Annotated in this window: 24 protein-coding genes; 16 read left to right on the top strand and 8 right to left on the bottom strand. The window is 69.5% G+C overall.

Features of this window, described 5'->3' with window-relative positions:
- Positions 1 to 27: 27 nt before the first annotated feature.
- The 6 genes from ruvB (at position 28) to OG707_RS04100 (ending at position 7,865) form a co-directional block, all read left to right on the top strand.
- On the top strand, positions 28 to 1,107 hold the full coding sequence (ruvB, locus tag OG707_RS04125) for a Holliday junction branch migration DNA helicase RuvB (protein WP_329114431.1): 1,080 nt from the start codon (positions 28 to 30) through the stop codon (positions 1,105 to 1,107).
- Between the two features lie 164 nt (positions 1,108 to 1,271).
- Positions 1,272 to 1,718, top strand: a complete 447-nt coding sequence (gene yajC / locus OG707_RS04120; protein WP_329114429.1) for a preprotein translocase subunit YajC — start codon at positions 1,272 to 1,274, stop codon at positions 1,716 to 1,718.
- 144 nt (positions 1,719 to 1,862) lie between these two features.
- Positions 1,863 to 3,581, top strand: a complete 1,719-nt coding sequence (gene secD / locus OG707_RS04115) for a protein translocase subunit SecD (protein ID WP_329114427.1) — start codon at positions 1,863 to 1,865, stop codon at positions 3,579 to 3,581.
- Between the two features lies 1 nt (position 3,582).
- The gene (gene secF, locus OG707_RS04110) at positions 3,583 to 4,689 is read left to right on the top strand and encodes a protein translocase subunit SecF (protein WP_329114425.1); all 1,107 of its coding nucleotides are present in this window, start codon (positions 3,583 to 3,585) and stop codon (positions 4,687 to 4,689) included.
- Entirely contained in the window at positions 4,686 to 5,225 is a 540-nt protein-coding gene (locus tag OG707_RS04105) for an adenine phosphoribosyltransferase (protein ID WP_329114423.1), read from the top strand. The genes secF and OG707_RS04105 overlap by 4 nt, the downstream gene beginning before the upstream one ends.
- Positions 5,226 to 5,384: 159 nt before the next feature.
- Positions 5,385 to 7,865, top strand: coding sequence for a RelA/SpoT family protein (locus tag OG707_RS04100; protein WP_329114421.1), 2,481 nt, complete (start codon positions 5,385 to 5,387; stop codon positions 7,863 to 7,865).
- 70 nt (positions 7,866 to 7,935) lie between these two features.
- Here the strand turns inward: OG707_RS04100 and OG707_RS04095 are convergent, their stop codons facing one another.
- A complete protein-coding gene (locus OG707_RS04095) occupies positions 7,936 to 9,165 on the bottom strand; it encodes a DUF349 domain-containing protein (protein WP_329114419.1) in 1,230 nt (409 codons plus the stop codon).
- A gap of 152 nt (positions 9,166 to 9,317) precedes the next feature.
- Positions 9,318 to 10,094, bottom strand: coding sequence for a peptidylprolyl isomerase (locus OG707_RS04090; RefSeq protein ID WP_329114418.1), 777 nt, complete (start codon positions 10,092 to 10,094; stop codon positions 9,318 to 9,320).
- 139 nt (positions 10,095 to 10,233) lie between these two features.
- Between OG707_RS04090 and OG707_RS04085 the strand changes: the two genes are divergently transcribed.
- Together OG707_RS04085 and hisS are read left to right on the top strand one after the other, a co-directional pair.
- Complete coding sequence (locus OG707_RS04085) at positions 10,234 to 10,920, top strand: MBL fold metallo-hydrolase (protein WP_329114416.1); 687 nt, start codon at positions 10,234 to 10,236, stop codon at positions 10,918 to 10,920.
- Between the two features lie 10 nt (positions 10,921 to 10,930).
- A complete protein-coding gene (hisS, locus tag OG707_RS04080; protein ID WP_329114414.1) occupies positions 10,931 to 12,193 on the top strand; it encodes a histidine--tRNA ligase in 1,263 nt (420 codons plus the stop codon).
- 53 nt (positions 12,194 to 12,246) lie between these two features.
- Here hisS and OG707_RS04075 read toward each other — a convergent pair whose 3' ends face one another.
- The 4 genes from OG707_RS04075 to OG707_RS04060 are packed head-to-tail and all read right to left on the bottom strand — an operon-like array spanning position 12,247 to position 15,756.
- Positions 12,247 to 12,867, bottom strand: a complete 621-nt coding sequence (locus tag OG707_RS04075) for a response regulator transcription factor (protein ID WP_329114411.1) — start codon at positions 12,865 to 12,867, stop codon at positions 12,247 to 12,249.
- Positions 12,864 to 14,096: a sensor histidine kinase gene (locus tag OG707_RS04070; protein ID WP_329114409.1), complete on the bottom strand. Its 1,233-nt coding sequence runs from the start codon at positions 14,094 to 14,096 to the stop codon at positions 12,864 to 12,866. Before OG707_RS04070 ends, OG707_RS04075 begins: the two co-directional genes overlap by 4 nt.
- Positions 14,054 to 14,905 (bottom strand): ABC transporter permease, encoded by an 852-nt coding sequence (locus tag OG707_RS04065; RefSeq protein WP_329114406.1) that lies wholly within the window; start codon positions 14,903 to 14,905, stop codon positions 14,054 to 14,056. Before OG707_RS04065 ends, OG707_RS04070 begins: the two co-directional genes overlap by 43 nt.
- Positions 14,902 to 15,756, bottom strand: coding sequence for an ABC transporter ATP-binding protein (locus OG707_RS04060; protein ID WP_329114404.1), 855 nt, complete (start codon positions 15,754 to 15,756; stop codon positions 14,902 to 14,904). Before OG707_RS04060 ends, OG707_RS04065 begins: the two co-directional genes overlap by 4 nt.
- 137 nt (positions 15,757 to 15,893) lie before the next feature.
- Here OG707_RS04060 and OG707_RS04055 point away from each other — a divergent pair, with 137 nt between their 5' ends.
- From OG707_RS04055 to OG707_RS04045, 3 genes are read left to right on the top strand one after another with little or no spacing between them, the layout of a single operon-like run.
- Positions 15,894 to 16,514 (top strand): vitamin K epoxide reductase family protein, encoded by a 621-nt coding sequence (locus OG707_RS04055; protein WP_329114402.1) that lies wholly within the window; start codon positions 15,894 to 15,896, stop codon positions 16,512 to 16,514.
- Between the two features lie 9 nt (positions 16,515 to 16,523).
- Complete coding sequence (locus OG707_RS04050) at positions 16,524 to 17,894, top strand: replication-associated recombination protein A (protein WP_329114400.1); 1,371 nt, start codon at positions 16,524 to 16,526, stop codon at positions 17,892 to 17,894.
- 24 nt (positions 17,895 to 17,918) lie between these two features.
- Complete coding sequence (locus tag OG707_RS04045; protein WP_329114398.1) at positions 17,919 to 18,626, top strand: HNH endonuclease family protein; 708 nt, start codon at positions 17,919 to 17,921, stop codon at positions 18,624 to 18,626.
- Position 18,627: 1 nt separating this feature from the next.
- Here OG707_RS04045 and OG707_RS04040 read toward each other — a convergent pair whose 3' ends face one another.
- On the bottom strand, positions 18,628 to 19,305 hold the full coding sequence (locus OG707_RS04040) for a DUF2470 domain-containing protein (protein WP_329114396.1): 678 nt from the start codon (positions 19,303 to 19,305) through the stop codon (positions 18,628 to 18,630).
- A gap of 189 nt (positions 19,306 to 19,494) precedes the next feature.
- Between OG707_RS04040 and rpsD the strand changes: the two genes are divergently transcribed.
- Complete coding sequence (rpsD, locus tag OG707_RS04035; RefSeq protein ID WP_329114394.1) at positions 19,495 to 20,109, top strand: 30S ribosomal protein S4; 615 nt, start codon at positions 19,495 to 19,497, stop codon at positions 20,107 to 20,109.
- Here the strand turns inward: rpsD and OG707_RS04030 are convergent.
- Positions 20,097 to 22,229 carry an ATP-binding protein gene (locus OG707_RS04030; RefSeq protein ID WP_329114393.1) on the bottom strand — a complete coding sequence of 711 codons (2,133 nt, stop codon included), beginning with the start codon at positions 22,227 to 22,229 and terminating at the stop codon, positions 20,097 to 20,099. The genes rpsD and OG707_RS04030 overlap by 13 nt on opposite strands.
- Before the next feature lie 147 nt (positions 22,230 to 22,376).
- On the opposite strand from OG707_RS04030, the gene OG707_RS04025 reads away from it, so the two are divergent.
- The 4 genes from OG707_RS04025 to ruvX are packed head-to-tail and all read left to right on the top strand — an operon-like array spanning position 22,377 to position 26,269.
- Complete coding sequence (locus OG707_RS04025) at positions 22,377 to 22,805, top strand: DUF948 domain-containing protein (RefSeq protein ID WP_329114391.1); 429 nt, start codon at positions 22,377 to 22,379, stop codon at positions 22,803 to 22,805.
- 7 nt (positions 22,806 to 22,812) lie between these two features.
- A complete protein-coding gene (locus tag OG707_RS04020) occupies positions 22,813 to 23,136 on the top strand; it encodes a DUF6167 family protein (RefSeq protein ID WP_329114389.1) in 324 nt (107 codons plus the stop codon).
- The gene (alaS, locus tag OG707_RS04015; RefSeq protein ID WP_329114387.1) at positions 23,136 to 25,805 is read left to right on the top strand and encodes an alanine--tRNA ligase; all 2,670 of its coding nucleotides are present in this window, start codon (positions 23,136 to 23,138) and stop codon (positions 25,803 to 25,805) included. Before OG707_RS04020 ends, alaS begins: the two co-directional genes overlap by 1 nt.
- Positions 25,805 to 26,269: a Holliday junction resolvase RuvX gene (ruvX, locus tag OG707_RS04010; RefSeq protein ID WP_329114385.1), complete on the top strand. Its 465-nt coding sequence runs from the start codon at positions 25,805 to 25,807 to the stop codon at positions 26,267 to 26,269. Before alaS ends, ruvX begins: the two co-directional genes overlap by 1 nt.
- Positions 26,270 to 26,322: the final 53 nt, after the last annotated feature.

The following is a 26,322-nucleotide window of genomic DNA, read 5'->3' as shown; positions in this document are numbered from 1 at the left end:
GGGACCGCACGCGCGAGGAGGTTCTCAGTGAACTGGGACGAGACGAGCGGCCCCGCGGCCCGCGACATCGACGACCGCCTGGTGGACTCCGTCGCCGACGGGGAGGACCAGGCGGTCGAGGCCGCCCTGCGCCCCAAGGACCTCGACGAGTTCGTCGGACAGGAGAAGGTCAGGCAACAGCTCGACCTGGTGCTGCGCGCGGCCCGCCAGCGCGGTGCCACCGCCGACCACGTCCTGCTCTCCGGAGCCCCCGGCCTCGGCAAGACAACCCTCTCGATGATCATCGCCGCCGAGATGGGCGCCCCGATCCGCATCACCTCGGGCCCCGCCATCCAGCACGCGGGCGACCTCGCCGCGATCCTCTCCTCCCTCCAGGAGGGAGAGGTCCTCTTCCTGGACGAGATCCACCGCATGTCGCGTCCCGCGGAGGAGATGCTCTACATGGCGATGGAGGACTTCAGGGTCGACGTCATCGTCGGCAAGGGCCCCGGCGCCACCGCCATCCCGCTGGAGCTCCCGCCCTTCACCCTGGTCGGCGCCACCACCAGGGCCGGACTCCTGCCGCCCCCGCTGCGCGACCGCTTCGGCTTCACCGGTCACATGGAGTTCTACGAGCCCGCCGAGCTGGAGCGCGTCATCCACCGCTCCGCCCGCCTGCTCGACGTGGAGATCGACGGCGAGGGCGCGGCGGAGATCGCAGGACGCTCCCGCGGCACCCCCCGTATCGCCAACCGCCTCCTGCGCCGCGTCCGCGACTACGCCCAGGTGAAGGGCGACGGCACCATCACGCGCGAGGTCGCCGGCACGGCCCTCGCCGTCTACGAGGTCGACGCCCGCGGTCTCGACCGCCTGGACCGGGCCGTCCTTCAAGCTTTGCTCAAGCTCTTCGGCGGCGGACCCGTGGGCCTGTCCACGCTGGCAGTGGCCGTAGGAGAGGAGCGCGAGACGGTGGAAGAGGTCGCCGAGCCCTTTTTGGTACGGGAAGGACTCCTCGCCCGCACCCCGCGAGGCCGGGTGGCGACGCCTGCCGCCTGGGCCCATCTCGGACTCGTACCGCCGCAGCAGACTGGGGCAGATAACGGACAAGGCGGGCTGTTTCGGGCATAGCGGCGCGGAGGGTCGCCCGGTCAGGAACGGCAGTGCCATGCTGGGCGTTGTTCCAATGATGCGGACTCGCTTAGACTCCGCCGACGTCGCCCTTCCAGGCCGGCGTGCCCACCCCCGTAGATCAGGCCGCTCACCAGCGCGGTCGTGCGAAGGAAGTCCGTCCCGTGAGTCCGATCACTCTCCTCCCCTTCATTGTGCTTATCGGGGCCATGTTCCTGATGACCCGCTCCGCCAAGAAGAAGCAGCAGGCGGCCGCGTCCATGCGCAATGAGATGCAGCCCGGTACCGGCGTCCGCACGATCGGGGGCATGTACGCCACCGTCAAGGAGATCCACGACGAGACGGTGACCCTCGAGGTCGCTCCCGGCGTCCACGCCATCTACGCCAAGAACGCCATCGGCGCCGTCCTCGTGGACGAGGAGTACAACCGCATCGTCCACGGCGAGGACGACAGCGCCATCGTGCCGGACGACGCCTCCTCGCTCACCGAGGCCGACGAGACGGCGGATGACGCCAAGATCGACCTGGGCAAGAAGGACGCCGCGGAGGACACCGTGGACGAGACCGCGCCCAAGGACGACAAGGCCGACGGCGAGGGCGACGCGAAGTAGTCACGTACGGGGACCGGATCGCGCTCATCCGCGCACCCGGTCCCCGGCTCGTACGACTTCTGCGGGGGCAGGACCCCTTAATACTTCGTGGCCGCCCACAGCGCACACCCGGCGCAGGGCGGTAGGACAGGGAGAAACGACAAGGTGGCAGCACCGAACAAGGGCCGAAGGCCGGCGGGGGCCCAGGGCAAGCCGGGACGTTCCCTGCTCCTGATCCTGATCGCCATGGTCGCGATGGCCGGAGGAATGTTCCTCGGCGGGCACACCACGCCCCGCCTGGGCATCGACCTCGCCGGCGGTACGAGCATCACGCTCAAGGCCGAGCCGACGCCGGGCAAGCCGAACGCGATCAACAAGACGAACATGGACACCGCGGTCAGCATCATCGACCGGCGCGTCAACGGCATGGGCGTTTCCGAGGCCGAGGTCCAGACCCAGGGCTCGGACAACATCATCGTGAACATCCCCAAGGGGACGAACTCGAAGGAAGCTCGCGCGCAGGTCGGTACCACCGCCCAGCTGTACTTCCGGCAGGTCCTGACCGAGGCCGCGGGCACGCCGACGCCGACGTCCACCGCTTCGCCCACGCCGACCGCCTCGTCCACCGGCAAGGCGAAGGCCACCTCGTCGGCAACGCCCACCCCGACCGCCTCCGCGACCTCTCAGGGCCGTGCGGTCACCGACGGTCTGAAGGCGGACTCCACGCCTTCTCCCACGCCGACCCCTTCGGCGAGCTCCAGCGCCTCGGCGGCCGATGCCGCCACGGCTGCGAAGCTGCAGAAGGAGTTCACGGCGCTCGACTGTTCCACCAAGGCCGGCCGCGCCAACGCGAGCAAGGGCGCCCTGCCCACCGACCCGGTCGTGTCGTGCAGCGAGGACGGTTCCACGAAGTACATCCTCGGCCCGGCCGAGCTCTCCGGTACCGACGTCGACAGCGCCAAGGCCGCGATCTCGCAGCAGAACGGCGCATGGGTCGTCAACATGGACTTCACGGGCAAGGGCTCGAAGAAGTTCCAGACGACCACCACCAAGCTCGCCAAGGCGACGGAGCCGCAGAACCAGTTCGCGATCGTCCTCGACGGCCTGGTCCAGTCCGCCCCTCGCGTCTCCACGACGCTCAGCGGCAGCGCCGAGATCTCCGGCAGCTTCGACCAGAAGTCGGCCCAGAGCCTCGCCAACGTCCTGTCCTACGGCGCCCTTCCGCTGACCTTCCACGAGGAGACCGCCACCACCGTGTCGGCCGCCCTTGGTGGCCAGCAGCTGGACGCCGGTCTCATCGCCGGTGCGATCGGCCTCGCGCTGGTCATCATCTACCTGGTGGCGTACTACCGCGGCCTGGCCGCCATCGCGATCCTCAGCCTCGCGGTCTCGGGCATCCTCACGTACGAGATCATGACGCTGCTCGGCCCGGGCATCGGCTTCGCGCTGAACCTGCCCGCTGTCTGCGGTGCGATCGTCGCGATCGGTATTACCGCGGACTCGTTCATCGTCTACTTCGAACGAGTGCGTGACGAGATCCGGCACGGCCGTACACTCCGTCCGGCCGTCGAGCGTGCCTGGCCGCGTGCCCGGCGCACCATCCTCGTCTCCGACTTCGTGTCGTTCCTGGCCGCCGCCGTGCTCTACATCGTGACGGTCGGCAAGGTGCAGGGCTTCGCGTTCACGCTGGGCCTCACCACCCTGCTCGACGTTGTGGTCGTCTTCCTCTTCACCAAGCCGGTCATGACGCTGATCGCGCGCAGGCAGTTCTTCGCGGACGGTCACCCGTGGTCCGGTCTCGACCCCAAGCGCCTCGGTGCCAAGCCCCCGCTGCGTCGTTCCCGCACCGCCGCCTCCGCTCACACCGACCCGAAGGAGGCGTGAGATGTCGCGACTCGGCACCATCGGCGCCAAGCTGTACCGCGGCGAGATCGGCTACGACTTCGTCGGCAAGCGGAAGCTCTGGTACGGCATCTCCATCCTGATCACCATCACGGCCATCGTCGGCCTTGCGGTGCGTGGTCTCACGATGGGCATCGAGTTCGAGGGCGGGGCGGTCTTCACCACGGACAAGACCACCCACGTGTCCGCCTCCGTCGAGCAGATCAAGGAAGACGCGGAGACGGCCTCCGGCCACGACGCGACGGTCCAGAAGCTCGGAAACGGTTCGGTCCGGATCCAGATCGCCGGTATCGACACCAAGCAGTCGGACAAGATCCAGGCCGAACTGGCCAAGGACCTGAACATCCCGGTCAACAAGATCAACGCCGACCTCGTCGGGCCCAGTTGGGGTGAGACGGTCGCCAACAAGGCATGGACCGGCCTCGCCATCTTCATGGTCCTCGTAGTGATCTATCTGGCGATTGCCTTCGAATGGCGCATGGCCGTCGCCGCTTTGATCGCCCTGATCCACGACCTCACTATCACCGTCGGTGTCTACGCACTCGTCGGATTCGAGGTCACCCCGGGCACCGTGATCGGTCTCTTGACCATTCTCGGATACTCCCTCTACGACACTGTCGTCGTCTTCGACAGTCTCAAGGAGGGCGGCAAGGACCTCACCAAGCAGACCCGCTGGACCTACAGCGAGATGGCCAACCGCTCGCTCAACGGCACCCTGGTGCGTTCCATCAACACCACGGTCGTCGCGCTGCTCCCGGTGGCGGGCCTGCTCTTCATCGGTGGCGGCGTCCTCGGCGCCGGTATGATCAACGACATCTCGCTGTCGCTCTTCGTCGGCCTCGCGGCCGGTGCGTACTCCTCGATCTTCATCGCCACGCCTCTGGTCGCAGACCTCAAGGAGCAGGAGCCGGCGATGAAGGCCCTCAAGAAGCGGGTGCTCGCCAAGCGGGCCGCCGCTGCCGCCAAGGGCGAGACCGTGGAGGACGACTCCGTGCAGGACCACGGTGACGAGCCGGTGGACGCCGCCCCCGCGGGCGCCGTCGTCGGCCAGCGCCAGCAGCCCGTACGAGGACGTGGAAAGCGCCGATGACCAGCACCCAGGAGCTCCTGCTCAGCCGTATCCGGGATGTGCAGGACTATCCGAAGCCCGGCGTCGTCTTCAAGGACATCACGCCGCTGCTCGCGGACCCGGAGGCCTTCACGGCCCTCACCGACGCCCTCGCCGACCTGTGCGTCAAGCACGGGGCGACGAAGATCGTCGGGCTCGAGGCGCGCGGGTTCATCCTGGCCGCACCGGTCTCGGTCCGCGCGGGCATCGGGTTCATCCCCGTACGCAAGGCGGGCAAGCTCCCCGGAGCGACGCTCTCGCAGGCGTACGACCTCGAGTACGGCAGCGCCGAGATCGAGGTGCACGCCGAGGACCTCAGCGCCGGTGACCGTGTCATGGTCATCGACGACGTCCTCGCCACCGGCGGCACCGCCGAGGCCTCGCTGGAGCTCATCCGGCGGGCCGGCGCCCAGGTCGCGGGCGTGGCCGTCCTCATGGAGCTCAGCTTCCTCGACGGGCGTGCCCGTCTGGAGCAGGCTCTGCAGGGCGCCCCGCTGGAGGCCCTGATCACGGTCTGATCCGTACGCGAACACACGAAGGGCGGGCACCCGGGACGACCCCGGGAGCCCGCCCTCCGCACGTCCACGGACCGGTCCAGGGCGAGCGCACAGCCAGGGGTCGATACCATGGGTCTTCCGGACCTGACCGGGGGACCCGGACCCGCACGAGGAGCGCTCTTGCCAGACGAGGCCCAGCCCGCAGCCGCCGCGCAGCCCGACCAGCCGGAGAAGAAGGCCGCTGCGACCCCCGCCACGCCCCCCAAGCCGCCCCTGGAGAAATCCAGGCCCGCGGACGCACCGGTGCGTGCGGGCGGCGCGGCCCCGGTCTCCGCGCCCAAGCCCGCCCTCCAGGGCCCGGCGGCGCGCACCGGCGGAGGATCGTCGAACCGCGTACGCGCACGCCTCGCCCGCCTCGGCGTCCAGCGCTCGTCCCCGTACAACCCCGTTCTCGAACCGCTCCTGCGGGCCGTCCGCGGCAACGACCCCAAGATCGAGACCTCCACGCTGCGCCAGATCGAGCGCGCGTACCAGGTCGCCGAGCGCTGGCACCGCGGCCAGAAGCGCAAGAGCGGCGACCCGTACATCACCCACCCCCTCGCCGTCACCACGATCCTCGCCGAGCTCGGCATGGACCCGGCGACCCTGATGGCAGGGCTCCTGCACGACACCGTCGAGGACACCGAGTACGGCCTGGACACCCTGCGCCGCGACTTCGGCGACCAGGTCGCCCTCCTCGTCGACGGCGTCACCAAGCTCGACAAGGTCAAGTTCGGCGAGGCCGCGCAGGCCGAGACCGTACGCAAGATGGTCGTCGCCATGGCCAAGGACCCGCGCGTCCTGGTCATCAAGCTCGCCGACCGCCTGCACAACATGCGCACCATGCGCTATCTCAAGCGGGAGAAGCAGGAGAAGAAGGCCCGCGAGACCCTCGAGATCTACGCGCCGCTGGCCCACCGCCTCGGCATGAACACCATCAAGTGGGAGCTGGAGGACCTCGCCTTCGCGATCCTCTACCCCAAGATGTACGACGAGATCGTGCGCCTCGTCGCCGAACGGGCCCCCAAGCGCGACGAGTACCTCGCCATAGTGACCGACGAGGTGCAGAGCGACCTGCGCGCGGCCCGCATCAAGGCCACCGTCACCGGACGCCCCAAGCACTACTACAGCGTCTATCAGAAGATGATCGTCCGCGGCCGCGACTTCGCCGAGATCTACGACCTGGTGGGCATCCGCGTCCTCGTCGACACCGTCCGCGACTGCTACGCGGCGCTCGGCACCGTCCACGCGCGATGGAATCCGGTCCCCGGCCGGTTCAAGGACTACATCGCGATGCCCAAGTTCAACATGTACCAGTCGCTGCACACGACGGTCATCGGCCCCAACGGCAAGCCTGTCGAGCTGCAGATCCGCACCTTCGACATGCACCGCCGCGCCGAGTACGGCATCGCCGCGCACTGGAAGTACAAGCAGGAAGCCGTCGCCGGCACCTCCAAGGTCCGTACCGACGTCCCCCGGCACAAGGACGACGCGGTCAACGACATGGCGTGGCTGCGCCAGTTGCTCGACTGGCAGAAGGAGACCGAGGACCCCTCGGAGTTCCTGGAGTCGCTGCGCTTCGACCTCTCGCGCAACGAGGTCTTCGTCTTCACGCCCAAGGGCGACGTCATAGCGCTCCCGGCGGGCTCCACCTCGGTCGACTTCGCGTACGCCGTCCACACCGAGGTCGGCCACCGGACCATAGGAGCGCGGGTCAACGGGCGGCTCGTACCGCTCGAATCGACCCTGGACAACGGCGACTTGGTGGAGGTCTTCACCTCCAAGGCCGCCGGCGCGGGTCCCTCCCGCGACTGGCTCGGCTTCGTCAAGTCGCCGCGGGCGCGCAACAAGATCCGCGCCTGGTTCTCCAAGGAGCGCCGCGACGAGGCGATCGAGCAGGGCAAGGACGCCATCGCGCGTGCCATGCGCAAGCAGAACCTGCCGATCCAGCGGATCCTCACCGGGGACTCGCTGGTCACGCTCGCGCACGAGATGCGCTACCCGGACATCTCCTCGCTGTACGCGGCGATCGGCGAAGGCCATGTCGCCGCCCAGGGCGTCGTACAGAAACTCGTCCAGGCCCTCGGCGGCGAGGAGGCCGCCAACGAGGACCTCGCCGAGAGTGCGCCGCCCTCGCGCGGCCGCTCGCGCCGTTCCAACGCCGACCCCGGGGTCGTCGTCAAGGGTGTCGACGACGTCTGGGTGAAGCTCGCCCGCTGCTGCACCCCGGTTCCGGGCGACCCCATCATCGGCTTCGTCACCCGCGGCAGCGGCGTCTCCGTGCACCGCGCGGACTGCGTCAACGTGGACTCGCTCTCGCAGCAGCCCGAGCGGATCCTCGAAGTCGAGTGGGCGCCGACCCAGTCATCGGTCTTCCTGGTCGCCATCCAGGTCGAGGCCCTCGACCGCTCGCGGCTCCTCTCCGACGTGACACGGATCCTCTCCGACCAGCACGTCAACATCCTGTCCGCGGCCGTCCAGACGTCCCGCGACCGGGTGGCCACCTCGCGCTTCACCTTCGAGATGGGCGACCCCAAGCACCTGGGCCACGTCCTGAAGGCGGTGCGGGGCGTGGAGGGCGTCTACGACGTCTACCGCGTGACCTCGGCCCGGCGCCCGTAGCAACGACAGAGGGCGGCCCCGGTACGGAATTCCGTACCGGGGCCGCCCTCTGTCGTTCTGGTCCGGCTGCTCAGCCGCCGAACTCCTCCAGGCCCTTCAGCGCCTGGTCGAGCAGCGCCTGCCGGCCCTCGAGCTCGCGCGCGAGCTTGTCGGCCTTGGCGTTGTTGCCCGCCGTGCGCGCCGTGTCGATCTGCGTCCGCAGCTTGTCGACCGCGTCCTGCAGCTGACCCGTCAGACCCGCGGCACGCGCACGTGCCTCCGGGTTCGTACGGCGCCACTCGGACTCCTCGGCCTCCTGCAGCGCACGCTCCACCGTGTGCATCCGCCCCTCGACCTTCGGGCGGGCGTCACGCGGTACGTGGCCGATGGCCTCCCAGCGCTCGTTGAGCGCACGGAACGCGGCCCGGGAAGCCTTGAGATCCTTCACCGGGAGCAGCTTCTCGGCCTCGACCGCGAGCTCCTCCTTCAGCTTCAGGTTCTCGCCCTGCTCGGCGTCGCGCTCCGCGAAGACCTCGCTGCGGGCGGCGAAGAAGACGTCCTGGGCGCCGCGGAAGCGGTTCCACAGGTCGTCCTCGGACTCGCGCTGTGCGCGGCCCGCGGCCTTCCACTCCGTCATCAGGTCGCGGTAGCGGGCAGCCGTCGCACCCCAGTCGGTCGAGCCGGACAGCGACTCGGCCTCGGCGACCAACTTCTCCTTCGCCTTGCGGGCGTCCTCGCGCTGGGCGTCCAGCGATGCGAAGTGCGCCTTGCGGCGCTTGGAGAACGCCGAGCGGGCGTGCGAGAAGCGGTGCCACAGCTCGTCGTCGGACTTCCGGTCGAGCCTCGGGAGGCCCTTCCAGGTGTCCACCAGCGCGCGCAGCCGCTCGCCGGCCGACCGCCACTGGTCGCTCTGCGCCAGCTCCTCGGCCTCGACGACCAGCGCCTCCTTGGCGAGCTTCGCCTCGTCGGTCTGCTTGGCCTTCTCGACCTTGCGCTCCTCGCGGCGCGCCTCGACCGTCGAGATCAGACCGTCGAGCCTCTTGCGCAGGGCGTCGAGGTCGCCGACGGCGTGATGCTCCTCGACCTGCCCACGCAGATGATCGATGGCGGTCTGGGCGTCCTTGGCCGACAGGTCGGTGGTCTTCACCCGACGTTCGAGGAGGCCGATCTCGACCACCAGGCCCTCGTACTTGCGCTCGAAGTAGGCCAGAGCCTCCTCGGGAGAGCCTGCCTGCCACGAGCCGACGACCTTCTCGCCATCGGCAGTACGCACGTACACGGTGCCTGTCTCGTCGACACGGCCCCACGGGTCGCTGCTCACAGCGCCTCCATCCACATGATGCCTGCGAGGGCTGTGCGGCCCCCGGGCATCGTCCACAGTTTCTTCGGCCGGGCCACATGCGCCCTGCACTCCGCCAACATAGGCGAACGGCGGGGTGGCTGTCCGCATCCCGCCCATCCGGATATCGCCGATCAGGACTTGGTCACGGTGGCCTTCGAGATGGTGACGGCCTTCTTCGGCGCCCCGTCGGCCGCCCCGCCGGTGACTCCGGCCTTGCCGACGTCCTTGACGGTCTTGAGGCCTGCGGCGTCGATCGTCCCGAACGGGGTGTACGTCGGGGGCAGCTTGCTGTCCTTGTAGACCAGGAAGAACTGGCTGCCGCCGGTGTGCGCCGCACCCGTGTTGGCCATCGCCACGGTCCCTGCGGGGTACGTGACCGTGCCGTCGGCGCCCGCCTTGCCGTACGCGGTCAGGTTCTCGTCCGGGATCGTGTAGCCGGGACCGCCGGTGCCGTCGCCCTTTGGGTCACCGCACTGCAGTACGTAGATGCCGCTCGTGGTCAGACGGTGGCACTTCGTGTTGTTGAAGAACCCCTTGTCCGCCAGCGACTTGAAGGAGTTGACGGTGTGCGGCGTCTTCTTCGCGTCCATGGCCAGCGCGATGTCGCCCTGGTTCGTCTTGAGCGTGAAGGTGTACTTCGCCGCCTTGTCGATCGACATCGCGGGCTCGGGCGCCTCGGACTTGCTCGCCGAAGGAGAAGGTGCCGCGTCCGCGGTCTTCTTCTTGCCGTCGCTGTCGAACGCGCCCGTCGCGAACGCCGTGGCACCGGCGGCGACGACCACGGCGACGACCGCGCCGATCACCGCGGTGCGCTGACGGGTCTTGCGCTGGGCCGCGGCGCGGCGCTGCTGCTGCCGCTCGAACTTCTCTCGGGCGAGCTGGCGCCGCCGCTGATCGCTGCTGACCACCGGTGTTCTCCTCGTGCGTCTCGTGAACCGGTCCTGGCTGAGTTAGCCCGTACCGTATATGGGTTCGCTGTGTGATGAGCAGCGCCGGTAGGCTCTGATCTGCTGCAATCTCCCACCGCACCGACATTTAAGGACGATCGTGCTCATTGCCGGGTTCCCCGCCGGGGCCTGGGGCACCAATTGTTATCTGGTCGCCCCCGCCGCAGGCGAGGAGTGCGTGATCATCGACCCGGGCCACCAGGCCGCCCAGGGAGTCGAGGACGCGCTCAGGAAGCATCGGCTCAAGCCCGTGGCGGTCGTCCTCACCCATGGCCACATCGACCATGTGGCCTCTGTCGTCCCGGTGTGCGGAGCGCACGACGTACCGGCGTGGATCCACCCTTCCGACCGGTACATGATGAGCGACCCGGAGAAGGGCATCGGCCGCACCATCGGCATGCCGCTGATGGGCGAGCTGACTGTCGGGGAGCCGGACGACGTACGGGAGCTGAGCGACGGCGCCGAGCTGAAGCTGGCCGGCATGGAGTTCGCCGTCTCGCATGCGCCCGGCCATACGAAGGGGTCGGTGACCTTCAGGATGCCGGAGATGGCGGACATTCCGCCGGTTCTCTTCTCGGGCGACCTGCTGTTCGCCGGCTCCGTCGGACGCACCGACCTGCCCGGCGGCGACCACGCCGAGATGCTCGAGTCGCTGGCGCGGGTGTGCCTGCCGCTCGACGACTCGACCGTGGTGCTGTCCGGCCACGGCTCCCAGACGACCATCGGCCGTGAGCGCGCCTCGAACCCGTATCTGCGGGGCATGGCCGCTCCCCGACGAGGAATGTGACGTTTCTTCCGTGAGTACTTTCCAGGCCCCCAAGGGCACGTACGACCTGCTCCCGCCGAGTTCCGCGAAGTTCCTGGCGGTGCGTGAGGCCATCTCCGCGCCGCTGAAGAACTCCGGATACGGCTACATCGAGACCCCCGGCTTCGAGAACGTCGAGCTGTTCTCGCGCGGTGTCGGCGAGTCCACCGACATCGTGTCCAAGGAGATGTACTCCTTCGAGACGCGCGGCGGCGACAAGCTCGCGCTGCGCCCCGAGGGCACCGCCTCCGTGCTGCGCGCGGCCCTGCAGGCCAACCTGCACAAGCTCGGGAACCTGCCCGTCAAGCTCTGGTACTCCGGCTCGTACTACCGCTACGAGAAGCCGCAGGCGGGCCGCTACCGCCACTTCTCGCAGGTCGGCGCCGAGGCTCTCGGCGTGGAGGACCCGGCGGTCGACGCCGAGCTGATCATCCTCGCCGACCAGGCGTACCGGACCCTCGGGCTGCGCAACTTCCGCATCCTGCTCAACTCGCTGGGCGACAAGGAGTGCCGCCCGGTCTACCGCGAGGCGCTCCAGGGCTTCCTGCGCGACCTCGACCTCGACGAGGAGACCCGTCGCAGGATCGACATCAACCCGCTGCGGGTGCTGGACGACAAGCGGGCCGACGTACAGAAGCAGCTGGTCGGTGCGCCGGTCCTGCGCGACTATCTCTGCGACGCCTGCAAGGCGTACCACGAGGAGGTGCGCGCGCTGCTCACCGCTGCGGGCGTGGTCTTCGAGGACGACGAGAAGCTGGTGCGCGGTCTCGACTACTACACGCGGACGACCTTCGAGTTCGTCCACGACGGTCTGGGCTCGCAGTCCGCGGTGGGCGGCGGCGGCCGCTACGACGGTCTCTCCGAGATGATCGGGGGCCCGGCGCTCCCGTCGGTGGGCTGGGCGCTCGGTGTGGACCGTACGGTGCTGGCGCTGGAGGCGGAGGGCGTGGAGCTCGAACTGCCCTCCACCACCAGCGTGTTCGCGGTGCCGCTCGGCGAGGAGGCCCGCCGGATCCTCTTCGGCGTGGTCACCGAGCTGCGCAAGGCCGGGATCGCCACGGACTTCGCCTTCGGGGGCCGCGGCCTCAAGGGCGCGATGAAGTCGGCGAACCGCTCCGGCGCGCGCTACACCCTCGTCGCTGGCGAACGCGACCTCACCGAGGGCGTCGTCCAGTTCAAGGACATGGAGTCGGGTGAGCAGATCGCCCTCCCGCTGGAGGGCATCGTCGAGGCAGTCCGTACGCGCCTCGGCTGATACGCATCCCGAAGTGCCCCCTGGCGAGATTCCTCGCCAGGGGCACTTTCGCGTCAGAGGAGCCCCTGCCGCATCGCGCTCGTCACCGCCGCCGTCCGGTCGTCGACCCCCAACTTGCCGAAGGTGCGCAGCAGATGGGTCTTCACCGTCGACTCGCCGATGAACAGGCGGCGTCCGATCTCCGCGTTCGTGCACCCCTCCGCGACCAGTTTCAGCACCGCCGTCTCGCGCTCCGAGAGGCGTACGCGCTCCGGCTTGTTGCGCAGCTGGTCGACCAGGCGGGTCGCCACCGAGGGCGCCAGTACGGTCTCGCCGCGGGCCGCGGCCCGTACCGCGTCGGCCAGCTCCCCTCGGGCGAGGTCCTTGAGGAGGTAGCCCTTGGCGCCCGCCTCAACCGCGCGCAGGATGTCCGTGTCCGTCTCGTACGTGGTCAGGACGATGACCCGGCAGGGGAGTCCGGCCGTGGTCATCCGGCCGATCGACTCGACCCCGCCGCCACCGGGCATCCTGAGGTCCATCAGCACGATGTCGGGGAGCAGTTCGGCGGAGAGGGCCTCGGCCTCCGGGCCGCTCGATGCCTCGCCGACGACCTCCAGGTCCGGTTCGGCGGTCAGCATCCCGCGCAGGCCCTCCCGTACGACGGGGTGGTCGTCGGCGAGCAGGATACGGATCAACGGGGGCTCCTCAGGGACACGGTGACGGTGGTTCCCTCGCCCACGGCGCTGTGCACCAGCGCGGTGCCGCCGACCTCGGAGGCGCGGGCGCGCAGGCCGCTGAGGCCGTAGCCCTGGTTCGGGACGCGCGGGTCGAAGCCGCGGCCGGTGTCCTTCACGGAGACGGTGAGGGCGGTGTCGGCGTAGGCGAGTGTGATCGTGACGGGGGTTCCGGGGCCCGCATGCTTGCGGGCGTTGGCGAGGGACTCCTGGCAGGTGCGCAGGGCGACGACCTCCAGACCGGGCGGCAGCGGCTGTACGGTTCCGGCCACCGTCACCTCGGCTGCGGCGCCCGTCTGTTCGGCATGGCGCGCGGCCAGGCGGCGTACGGCGTCGGGCAGCGAGCTGCCGTCCAGGTCGGCGGGGGCGCCTCCGGCCACCAGGGCCCGGGCCTCCGCGAGGTTCTGCCGGGTGGTGGCGGCCATCAGCTCCAAGTGGCGCCGGGCGCCCGGCAGATCGGTCTCCACCTCGGCCTCCACCACCTGGATGAGCATCAGCAGACTGGTGAAGCCCTGGGCGAGGGTGTCGTGGATCTCGCGGGACATCCGCTCGCGCTCGGCGAGTGCCCCGTGGGCGGTGGAGAGCCGGGCGACCTCCTCGCGGCTGGCGTCCAGCTCGGCGATGAGCACGGCCCTCTCCTGGCTCTGTTCCAGCACCTTGGTGATCCAGGTGCCGAAGAACACGGAGAACGCGAGGGAGGCCACGGCGAAGACGGTGTTGAAGAAGACGACCTGGCGTCCCGGGTGCCAGATCAGTGCCCAGCCGAGCACCGGCGCCAGCACGATGACCGACATGAAGACCAGGGCGCGGCGCATCCGCAGCAGCATGAAGCACTGCGGGGCGAGCACGAAGGTCGCCAGGCGCGTCTCGCCGACGATCCAGGAGGCGGCCAGGAAGAGAGCGACCGCGCCCACGAGATAGACCGTGGCCCTGCGCTCGTCGTCGCCCTTGGCCGTGATCACGGGCCGGCCGGCCGCGACGTACCAGGGGACCAGCAGCGCGAGCAGGACCGCGGCCGTGATCCGCAGGGCCGGACCGGGGTCCGAGGTGCCCAGGACGAAGACCTCGGTCGCGGCCCAGGCGACGGCGAAGTACGCGTCCCAGGGCAGGAACGTCCGTTCCCACACATGGGACGCGCGGGCCGCCGTCAAGCGTCGCGCCGGTTCTTCCACCGGAAGGTCAGTAGACACAGCACCAATCCTCCGATGCACCAGGCCCCGAGCACCAGAGCGATCTTCCCGAATTCCCAACTCCCCGTCTGCTCCAGGACGGAGGCGGAATCGGGCAGGAAGACCCCGCGGAAGCCCTGGCACATCCACTTCAGCGGGAAGAGCGCGCTGATGTTGAGCAGCCAGTCGGGCACGGTGCCGACCGGAATGTAGACGCCGGAGATGAACTGCAGGATCAGGAAGGGCAGTACGACGACCGAGCTGGCGCTCTTGCCGGACTTGGGAAGCGAGCTGATGGCGATGCCGAGCAGTGCGCAGGAGGTCAGTCCGAGCGCGAAGATCCAGGCGAAGGTGAGCCAGCTCAGGGCGTCCGTCGGCAGATCGAGGCCGAACAGTCCGGACCCGACGCCGAGCAGGATGGCCGTCTCGGCGGTCCCGGTGACCAGGACCATCCAGATCTTGCCGAGGAAGTACGCGGCCGGGGGCATCGGGGTGCCGCGCAGCCGCCGCAGCACCTTCTCGTCGCGCTCGATGGCGATGGAGATGCCCAGCGACTGGAAGCTGGTGGACATGATGCCCGCCGCGAGCATTCCGGCCGCGTACAGCTGCGATGCGGTGATGCCCGCGTCCTTGACGTCGTCGCTGAAGATCGAGGCGAACAGGGCGAGGAAGACGACCGGGAAGGCGAAGGTGAAGATGACTTGATCGCGGAGTCGGAAGTACTGCTTGAGCTCCAGCGCGCCGCGGCTGAGCCCGAGGGACCAGGCACTGGGGAGGGCGGATTTCTTGCCGCGCACGGTGGCGGGTGCGGTGACGGTGGTGGAAGTCATCGGGCGTTCTCCTGTCCGGTCAGGCGCAGATAGACGTCTTCGAGGGTGGGGCGGCTGATCTTCAGGCCGGGGATCTCGCCGTCGAAGCGGTGGATGAGCTCGGCGACCGTACGGGTCGGTGTCGCGGTGCGCTCCGAGCGCGGGGTGCCGTCGGGCTCGGTCCATTCGACGGTGGCCCCGTCCCCGAACCGGCTGCGGAGTTCGGCGGGTCGGCCCTCGGCGACCACCTTGCCCGCGGCGATGACCGCCAGCCGGTCGGAGAGCTCCTCGGCCTCTTCCAGGTAGTGCGTGGTGAGGACGATGGTGGTGCCCTCGTCCGCCAGCTTCCTGATCAGGTCCCAGAACTGGCGCCGCGCCGCCGGGTCGAAGCCGGTCGTGGGTTCGTCGAGGAGCAGCAGTTCGGGTCCGCCGATCACCCCGAGCGCGACGTCGAGCCTGCGCCGCTGGCCGCCGGACAGCCCCTTGATGCGTTCGTCGGCCTTGGCGTCGAGACCGACCAGCGAGATGACTTCCTCGGCGTCCCGTGGATTCGGGTAGTACCGGGCGAAATGGGTCACGGTCTCGCGCACCGTCAACTCCGCGGGCGCCGACTCGTCCTGCCATACGATCCCGACCCGGGAGCGCCAGGCGCGGTTCGCAGTGGCCGGATCGGCGCCGAGAACGGACACCTCGCCCCCGTCGCGCGAGCGGTGACCCTGCAGGATCTCCACCGTGGTGCTCTTCCCCGCCCCGTTGGGGCCGAGGATCCCGAACACCTCACCCTGGCGAATGCCCAGGTCCAGTCCGTCGACAGCGGCCACTTCGCCGTACGTCTTGCGAAGGCCGCGCACTTCCACCGCGAGTGATGTCATGCAGACGAGTCTTCTGCGGAGCGGGAGGCGCCGGTAGAACCAGGCGTACATGCTTATGTCCACCGAACGGTGGACACGGCGCCCGGTACGGCAGAATGACGGTGCCCAGCAGGTCACAGGAGCGACGGATCGGCACTATGACGACGACAGTGGTGGATGAGGTGTCCGAGGACCAGGGACGCAGGACCGGCGGCAGCCGCGCCTTCGCCTGGCTTCTGGTGATCACGGGGGCGGCCGGACTGCTCGCCGCGTGGGTCATCACCATCGACAAGTTCAAACTGCTCGAGGACCCGAGCTTCACCCCGGGCTGCAGCCTCAACCCGGTGGTCTCCTGCGGCAACATCATGAAGAGCGACCAGGCGTCGGCCTTCGGCTTCCCGAACCCGATGATGGGCCTCGTCGCGTACGGCATCGTGATCTGCGTCGGCATGAGCCTGCTCGCCGGCGGCCGCTTCCGCCGCTGGTACTGGCTCACCTTCAACGCGGGCTGCCTCTTCGGCGTCGGCTTCTGCACCTGGCTCCAGTACCAGTCGCTCTACAACATCAACTCGCTCTGCCTCTGGTGCTGCCTGGCCTGGGTCGCCACGATCACCATGTTCTGGTACGTCACCTCGTACAACGTCCGCAACGGACACCTGCCCGCCCCGTCCTGGCTCCGGACCTTCTTCTCCGAATTCACCTGGGTCCTGCCCGTACTGCACGTCGGCATCATCGGGATGCTCATCCTCACCCGCTGGTGGGACTTCTGGACGAGCTAGGGTTCCTGGGTGGAACCCGATCTCTTCACCGCCGCAGCCGAAGAACGCCAGGAGAAGCACCCGTCCAGCAGCCCTCTGGCTGTACGGATGCGCCCCCGCACCCTCGACGAGGTCGTCGGCCAGCAGCATCTGCTGAAGCCGGGATCGCCGCTGCGCCGCCTGGTGGGGGAGGGGGCCGGCGGTCCTGCGGGGCCCTCCTCGGTGCTCCTCTGGGGCCCGCCCGGCATCGGGAAGACGACCCTTGCGTACGTCGTCAGCCAGGCCACCCAGAAACGATTCGTCGAGCTCTCGGCGATCACCGCGGGCGTCAAGGAGGTCAGGGCGGTCATCGACGGCGCCCGCCGGGCCTCGGGCGGTTACGGCAAGGAGACCGTCCTCTTCCTCGACGAGATCCACCGCTTCTCCAAGGCCCAGCAGGACTCGCTCCTGCCGGCGGTCGAGAACCGCTGGGTCACCCTCATCGCGGCGACCACCGAGAACCCGTACTTCTCGATCATCTCCCCCCTCCTCTCGCGCTCCCTGCTGCTCACCCTGGAGTCGCTCACCGACGACGACCTGCGCTCCCTGCTGCACCGCGCGCTCACCGAGGAGCGCGGTCTGGGCGGCGCGGTCACCCTTTCCGAGGACGCCGAGGCGCACCTCCTGCGGATCGCGGGCGGTGACGCCCGGCGTGCGCTGACGGCGCTGGAGGCCGCCGCGGGCGCCGCGATCTCCAAGGGCGATCCCGAGATCACCCTGGAGACGCTGGAGGAGACGGTCGACCGCGCGGCGGTGAAGTACGACCGTGACGGCGACCAGCACTACGACGTGGCGAGCGCCCTCATCAAGTCGATCCGCGGCTCCGACGTGGACGCGGCCCTGCACTACCTGGCCCGGATGATCGAGGCGGGCGAGGACCCGCGCTTCATCGCACGCCGGCTGATGATCTCCGCCAGCGAGGACATCGGCCTCGCCGACCCGACCGCCCTGCCCACGGCGGTCGCCGCCGCCCAGGCCGTCGCGATGATCGGTTTCCCCGAGGCCGCGCTGACCCTTTCGCACGCCACGATCGCCCTCGCCCTTGCGCCCAAGTCGAACGCCGCGACGCTGGCGATCTCCGCCGCCCAGGCGGACGTACGCAACGGACTGGCGGGCCCCGTCCCGCCGCATCTGCGCGACGGCCACTACAAGGGCGCCGCCAAGCTCGGCCACGCCCAGGGCTACGTCTACCCGCACGACGTCCCCGGCGGGATCGCCGCCCAGCAGTACGCCCCCGACGAGGTCCGGGGCAAGCGCTACTACACGCCCACCCGCTACGGCGCGGAGGCCCGCTACGCGGACGTCGTCGAGAAGGTGCGCGAGCGCCTCGCGGGGGAGGGCTCCGCCGACGGGCGCCACTGATCCACCGGGCCTACGCTCCGGAACATGGCCCCTCGCGCCCTCGTCCTCTCCGTCTGCGTCCTCGCCGGCGCCGTCGCCGCGACCGGCTGCCAGGCGTCCGGTGACGACCAGCCCGACGCGGCCCTGGTCTCCGCCGTCCCCCTGGTCAGCCCCGGCTTCCCGCCGTCCCCGGCGCAGGCCAGGGCCGACCTCGGCCGCCTCACCGTCGGCTGGGGGCAGCACTGGGAGACGTACAAGCGCGAGGAGTTCGGAAAGACCTGGTCCGACGAGACGGACGCCCCCGGCGGGCGCAACGGCTGCGACACCCGCGACGACGTCCTGCGGCGGGACCTGAAGGACATGCGCCAGGGCGACCGCAATCCCTGTGTGGTGCTCTCCGGCGTCCTGCACGATCCGTACACGGGCAAGCAGCACCCGTACTCCTACCGCCGCGCCTCCCAGATCCAGACCGACCACGTCGTCGCGCTGGGCGCGGCCTGGCGGGGCGGCGCCTGGGCGTGGACTCCGCAGAAGCGTCTCGAGTACGCCAACGACCTGGACGTGCTGCTCGCCGTCGACAAACAGGCCAACTACGAGAAGAGCAGCAAGACCGCGGACAAGTGGAAGCCGCGCAAGGAGTACTGGTGCGCCTATGCGGAGCGCTACACCGGCATCAAGACCAAGTACAGGCTGACGGTGACCCCGCCGGAGAAGACCGCGCTGCAGGAGATGCTGGCGACCTGCCCGAAGTGAGTCAGCGGGCCGCCTCGAAGAGCGTGTGCATGGCACGGCGGAGCTCGGTCACGTCCCGTACCGGCTCGTGAAAGTCGAAGCGCGCGTCGAAGCACTCCGCGCCGGTGCACCGCACCCGCAGCCCGAACCGGTCCAGCGCCAGCGGCACCACGCTCCGCTGATCGCCTGCCCGCTCACCGAGCAGAGAGCCCAGCATCTGCACCTGTTCGCCGTGGGCGGCGTGCAGATGCTGCAGGAGTTCCGTCTCGTGGACGGAGAGCGGATCGGCCGCAGCGTCCCTGAGCTCCTCCGGCTCCACGCCCTCGGCTCCCCACAGGTCGTCGACGTACGCCTCCGCGGTCTCCAGCCGCAGCACCATCCGGCCCGGCTGTGCCATGCCGGGTACGGAGGTGAGCCAGCCGGAGACCCGGGCGCGGCCGCGGATACGATGGGGGACCGAGACCGGGGCGACGTCGGTGATCTCCAGCACGGCGGTCAGCTCGTCGTCCTGCGCGTGGGTCGCGGCCCGTACGACCGGGGAGTCCGCGGGGAACTCGAGGAACAGATCACCCTCGGGCCCGACGGTCCGGGACTCCGGAACGGCCTGCCAGAGGTGCGCCTGTTCGAGGCCTGGTACGAGCAGTACCGCGGAGCAGGTACTCTGTACGAGAGTTCGTGTGCGCTCGGCTGCTGACGGCATCCGAGTGTTTTCAAGCCCGCTGGGACGCGGCTGACCACGATCTGATCGGTCCTCCGTCATATCGACGCCTTCTTTGTGCGTCGATTCTGTCGTGCTGTCCGTGACGTGTGTGGTGTTCCCAGGGCGAGACATGCGATCTCCTTGAGTAAGGTGAGCCTAACCTAACCCAACCATGGAGGTCTGGAGAACGTGCCTAACCAGTCGCGTCCCAAGGTCAAGAAGTCTCGTGCGCTCGGCATCGCCCTGACGCCGAAGGCTGTCAAGTACTTCGAGTCCCGCCCCTACCCGCCGGGCGAGCACGGCCGTGGCCGCAAGCAGAACTCGGACTACAAGGTCCGTCTGCTCGAGAAGCAGCGTCTGCGCGCCCAGTACGACATCAGCGAGCGCCAGATGGCCCGCGCCTACGACCGCGCCAAGAAGGCCGAAGGCAAGACGGGCGAGGCGCTGGTCGTCGAGCTCGAGCGCCGCCTCGACGCGCTGGTCCTGCGTTCGGGCATCGCCCGCACCATCTACCAGGCCCGCCAGATGGTCGTCCACGGCCACATCCAGGTCAACGGTGGCAAGGTCGACAAGCCGTCGTTCCGCGTCCGTCCCGACGACGTCGTGATGGTCCGCGAGCGCAGCCGCGAGAAGGTCCCGTTCCAGGTCGCCCGTGAGGGTGGCTACGACACGGACGGCGAGACCCCGCGCTACCTCCAGGTGAACCTGAAGGCCCTGGCCTTCCGCCTGGACCGCGACCCGAACCGCAAGGAAATCCCGGTCATCTGCGACGAGCAGCTGGTCGTCGAGTACTACGCCCGCTGATCCGGACGTACCTCGCGTTTCCGTACGTCGACCCGTCGTCCCCTCGCTCCTCGCGGAGCAGGGGCCGGCGGGTCTTCGCGTCGCAGCGGGCCGTGCACGGCCCGCGTGACCGCCTCGTCCTGCTCCAGCAGGGCGCCCTCGCGCCGGATCCGCTCGTACGGAGCGTCGCCCAGCTCCTTGCGGGCGCGCTCCTCGCACACCGCGTGCGGCGCGCAGAAGTACGCCGAACCGAACAGCGGAAGCCCGACCGAGGGCCAGATCCGCTCGGCGGCACCCTGCAGCAGCGCGGCCTCCTCCGCATCGCCCTCCTCCAGCGTCACGAGCGCCAGCATCTCCAGGGCCAGCACCGTGCCGAGCTGGTCGTGGAAGGCGTGGTCGATGACGAGGCACTCGGTGAGCAGCTCCCTGGCCCGGTTCGTGCGGCCGCGCGTCCACTGCGCGTACCCCAGGACGTACAGCGCATAGGCCAGCGTCCAGCGCTCCCCGTGGTCCTCGCAGACCGCGACGACCTCCTCGCAGATCGCGGCCGCCTCGGCCACGTCACCGCGGAAGGCCACCGCCATCGCCAGTTCGACCTGTGCCATCAGCACGTTGCTGTTGAGCTCGCCGATCTCTCCGTAACTCCCGATCGCCTGCCGCAGCAGGTGTTCGGCGCGCTCCATGTCGTCGGTGACCAGCGCCAGACAGCCGGTCCTGTGCAGTGCGTACGCGGCCGCCGTCGCGTCCCCGGACTGCTCGGCCTCCTCGCCGCACTCCTGCAGGGCGGCGACCGCCGCGGCCGCGTCCCCCTGCAGCACCGACACGTACCCCAGCACCCAGAGCGCCTTGAGCCGTGACGTGTCGCGCTCGGCCTCCGCCTCCAGCACCTGGTCGAGCCAGTGCCGCCCCTCGGCGAGCCGGCCGCAGCCGACCCAGTAGAACCAGAGCGTGCCGGCGAGGTACTGCGCCAGGTGCGCGTCGCCGGGAAACTCCAGCGAACACTCCATCGCGGTCCGCAGGTTGGGCAGTTCGCAGTCGATCCGTGCCGCCACCTCGGACTGCCGCGGGCTGAACCAGTCCAGCTCGCACCAGGTGGCGAGCCCCAGATACCAGTCGCGGTGGCGCCGCCGTAGCCGGTCGGTGTCGCCCGTCGCCGCGAGCCAGTCGTGCCCGTACTCCCTGACCGTGTCCAGCATCCGGTAGCGGCGTCCCGCCGGTCCGTCCTCGGGCACCACCACCGACTGGGCGAGCAGTTCGCCCAGTACGTCGAGGATCTGCTCGGCGGGCAGATCGGGTCCGCCGCAGATGTACTCGACCGCCTCCAGGTCGAACTGGCCGCTGAAGACGGAGAGTCGTGCCCACAACAGCCGCTGTTCGGACGTGCAGAGCTCATGGCTCCAGCCGATCGCCGTCCGCAGCGTCTGATGGCGGGGCAGTGCACCCCGGCTGCCTCCGGTCAGCAGCTGGAAGCGGTCGTCGAGCCGCTGCAGCAGCTGTTCGACGGAGAGTGTCCTCGCCCGCCCGGCGGCCAGCTCCAGCGCCAGCGGGATTCCGTCCAGGCGCCGGCACAGCTCCTGTACGTGACGGAGGTTGCCGCCCGTCAGCCGGAAGGAGGGCTGCCCGGCGGTGGCACGGTCCGCGAAGAGCCGTACCGCGTCCGTGTCCACCATCGGGGCCAGTGGGAACGTGCTCTCGCCGTCGATCCGGAGCGGCCGGCGGCCCACGGCGAGCACCCGCAGGCGCGGGGCGCGGCGCAGCAACTCGCGTACCAGCCCGGCGCAGGCGTCCACGAGCTGCTCGAAGCCGTCGAGGACGAGCAGGGTCTCGCGCTCCTCGAGATGGGCGACGAGCGCGGCCCGGGGTGTCCTGGTGGTGTGGTCGGTCAGGCCCAGCGCCTCGGCCAGGGCGTGCTCGAGGAGATCGGGGTCGCGGACGGTGGACAGCTCCGCCAGCCAGACGCCGTCGCAGTACCGTTCCTGCAGCATCGCCGCACCGTGCGAGGCGAATCGTGTCTTGCCGACCCCGCCCACTCCCACCACGGTGACCAGGCGTGAGTTCCGCAACAGACACCCCAGCTCGGCCAGTTCGCTTGTCCGCCCCACGAATTGGTTGAGTTCCGCCGGAAGATTGCCATGTCGCATGAGACACGGAGAGTACTGGGAGGTAAGCATTCCGTACAATCCCATCCCGCAATCCCGTCCGCAGGCAGGGCGAATCCGGTATAGGACCGGAGCCCCGGCGCGATAGGCTCGGGGGACCGAAAATCAACGACCAGAGAGCGGTGCGACGTGTCCGGTGGAGAGGTGGCCGGCCTGCTGGTGGCCGTCTTCTGGGCGATCCTGGTCTCCTTCCTCGCCGTGGTGCTGGTGAGGCTGGCCCAGACGCTCAGGGCGACCACCAAGCTGGTGGCGGACGTGACCGATCAGGCCGTACCGCTCCTCGCCGACGCCTCGGCGGCCGTGCGCTCCGCGCAGACCCAGCTGGACAAGGTCGACGCCATCGCCAGCGACGTCCAGGAGGTCACCTCCAACGCCTCGGCGCTCTCGACCACGGTCGCCTCCACGTTCGGCGGCCCGCTGGTGAAGGTCGCGGCGTTCGGATACGGGGTGCGCCGGGCGCTGGGACGCAAGGACGCCGCGGAGCCGGAGCGTTCCCGTCGTACCGTGATCGTCGGCCGCACCGTGCCGGCCGCGAGGCGCAAGAAGCGGAAGGGCTGACCTGCTGATGTTCCGCCGTACGTTCTGGTTCACCGCGGGCGCGGCCGCCGGTGTGTGGGCCACCACCAAGGTCAACCGCAAGATCAAGCAGCTGACCCCCGAGAGCCTTGCCGCCCAGGCGGCGAACAAGGCGGTCGACGCAGGTCACCGGCTCAAGGACTTCGCTCTCGACGTCCGCGCGGGCATGGCCCAGCGCGAGGCCGAACTCGGCGAAGCACTGGGCCTGGAGACCCCGCCGGACCCCGAACTCCCCGCGCAGCGACGCCTCGCGGCCATCGAATACATCACCGAGCACTCGCACCACTCGTACAACCGGAATGAGGACCACTGATGGAGTCGGCTGAAATTCGCCGCCGCTGGCTGAGCTTCTACGAGGAGCGCGGGCACACCGTCGTGCCTTCGGCGTCGCTCATCGCGGACGACCCGACTCTGCTGCTGGTCCCCGCGGGCATGGTCCCCTTCAAGCCGTACTTCCTCGGCGAGGTCAAGCCGCCCGCGCCGCGCGTCACCAGCGTGCAGAAGTGCGTCCGTACGCCGGACATCGAAGAGGTCGGTAAGACCACCCGCCACGGCACGTTCTTCCAGATGTGCGGCAACTTCTCCTTCGGCGACTACTTCAAGGAAGGCGCCATCGAGTACGCCTGGGAGCTGCTCACCAGCTCCGTGGCGGACGGCGGCTTCGGCCTGGAGCCCGAGAAGCTCTGGATCACCGTCTACCTCGACGACGACGAGGCCGAGGCGATCTGGCGCGACAAGATCGGCGTGCCGGCCGAGCGCATCCAGCGCCTGGGCAAGAAGGACAACTTCTGGTCCATGGGCGTCCCCGGGCCGTGCGGCCCGTGCTCGGAGATCAACTACGACCGCGGCCCCGAGTTCGGCGTCGAGGGCGGCCCGGCCGTCAACGACGAGCGCTACGTGGAGATCTGGAACCTGGTCTTCATGCAGTACGAGCGCGGCGCCGGCGACGGCAAGGAGGACTTCCCGATCCTCGGCGACCTGCCGTCGAAGAACATCGACACGGGTCTCGGCCTCGAGCGCCTCGCCATGATCCTGCAGGGCGTACAGAACATGTACGAGACCGACACCCTGCGCGTCGTCATGGACCGCGCCACCGAACTGACGGGCATTCAGTACGGGGCCGAGCAGGGCTCCGACGTCTCGCTGCGCGTCGTCGCCGACCACATCCGCACCTCCGTGATGCTCATCGGTGACGGTGTCACCCCGGGCAACGAGGGCCGTGGGTACGTCCTGCGCCGCATCATGCGCCGCGCGATCCGCAACATGCGCCTCATGGGCGCCACCGGTCCCGTCGTCCAGGACCTGGTCGACGTCGTGATCAACACCATGGGGCTGCAGTACCCGGAGCTGATCACCGACCGCAAGCGCATCGAGACCGTCGCGCTCGCCGAAGAGGCCGCCTTCCTCAAGGCGCTCAAGGGCGGCACCAACATCCTCGACACCGCCGTCACCGAGACGAAGGCCGCAGGCGGCACGGTCCTCGCCGGCGACAAGGCGTTCCTGCTCCACGACACGTGGGGCTTCCCGATCGACCTCACGCTCGAAATGGCCGCCGAGCAGGGGCTGTCGGTGGACCAGGACGGCTTCCGCCGCCTGATGACCGAGCAGCGCGACCGTGCCAAGGCCGACGCCAAGGCCAAGAAGACCGGCCACGCCGACATGTCCGGCTACCGCCAGATCGCGGACGCCGCCGGTGAGACCGACTTCATCGGATACACCAACATCCAGGGCGAGTCGACGGTCGTCGGCATTCTCGTCGACGGTGTGCCCTCCCCGGCAGCCACCGAGGGCGACGAGGTCGAAATCGTCCTGGACCGCACCCCGTTCTACGCCGAGGGCGGCGGCCAGGTCGGCGACACCGGCCGCATCCGCCTCGACTCGGGCGCGGTCATCGAGGTACGCGACTGCCAGAAGCCCGTCCCCGGCGTGTACGTCCACCGCGGCACGGTCCAGGTCGGCGAAGTCACGGTCGGCGCCGCCGCCCAGGCCACCATCGACATCACCCGCCGCCGGGCCATCGCCCGCGCCCACTCTGCCACGCACCTCACCCACCAGGCGCTGCGCGACGCTCTCGGCCCGACGGCCGCCCAGGCCGGTTCCGAGAACCAGCCCGGCCGCTTCCGCTTCGACTTCGGTTCCCCGGCCGCCGTTCCCGGCACGGTCCTCACCGACGTCGAGCAGAAGATCAACGAGGTCCTCTCCCACGAACTCGACGTGCACGCCGAGGTCATGTCGATCGACGAGGCCAAGAAGCAGGGCGCCATCGCGGAGTTCGGCGAGAAGTACGGCGAGCGCGTGCGCGTCGTGACCATCGGCGACTTCTCCAAGGAGCTGTGCGGCGGCACCCACGTCCACAACACCGCCCAGCTGGGTCTGGTGAAGCTGCTCGGCGAGTCGTCGATCGGCAGTGGCGTACGCCGTATTGAGGCGCTGGTCGGCGTGGACGCGTACAACTTCCTCGCCCGCGAGCACACGGTCGTCGCCCAGCTCCAGGAGCTGGTCAAGGGCCGCCCCGAGGAGCTTCCCGAGAAGATCTCCTCCATGCTCGGCAAGCTGAAGGACGCCGAGAAGGAGATCGAGAAGTTCCGCGCGGAGAAGGTCCTGCAGGCCGCCGCCGGTCTCGCCGCCGGCGCCCAGGACGTGCGCGGCGTGGCGGTCGTCACCGGGCAGGTCCCGGACGGCACGGGCGCGGACGACCTGCGCAGGCTGGTCCTCGACGTACGCGGCCGTATCCCCTCGGACCGACCGGCGGTGGTGGCTCTCTTCACCACGGCCAACGGCCGCCCGCTGACCGTCATCGCCACCAACGAGGCCGCCCGCGAGCGCGGTCTCAAGGCCGGCGACCTGGTCCGTACGGCGGCCAAGACCCTCGGCGGCGGCGGTGGCGGCAAGCCGGACGTCGCCCAGGGCGGCGGCCAGAACCCCGAGGCCATCGGCGACGCCGTGGCCGCGGTCGAACGCCTGGTCGGAGAGACCGCCTGATGCGACGCGGCCGCCGTCTCGCGATCGATGTCGGGGACGCCCGGATCGGGGTCGCCTCGTGCGACCCCGACGGGGTCCTCGCCACGCCGGTGGAGACCGTGCCGGGACGTGATGTCCCGGCCGCCCACCGGCGGTTGAAGGCCCTCGTCGAGGAGTACGAACCGATCGAGATCGTGGTCGGCCTGCCTCGCTCCCTCAACGGGGGCGAGGGCCCGGCTGCGGCCAAGGTCAGGGCGTTTGCCCAGGTCCTGGCCGCGGCCGTCGCACCGATCCCGGTGCGTCTGGTCGACGAGAGGATGACCACAGTGACGGCCAGTCAAGGGCTCCGCGCCTCGGGCGTAAAGTCCAAAAAGGGCCGGTCTGTCATCGACCAGGCGGCGGCAATCGTCATCCTCCAGAACGCTCTGGAGTCCGAACGGGCGTCAGGCAAAGCTCCGGGCGAGGGCGTCGAAGTGGTTGTCTGATCGCGATACGGTAACGTTCCGCGCCATGCGACAGTGTTCGAACAGCTGCCGCA

It is taken from the genome of Streptomyces sp. NBC_01465, assembly GCF_036227325.1.
GTDB lineage: Bacteria > Actinomycetota > Actinomycetes > Streptomycetales > Streptomycetaceae > Streptomyces.
This window is presented reverse-complemented; position numbering and strand designations above follow the sequence as displayed.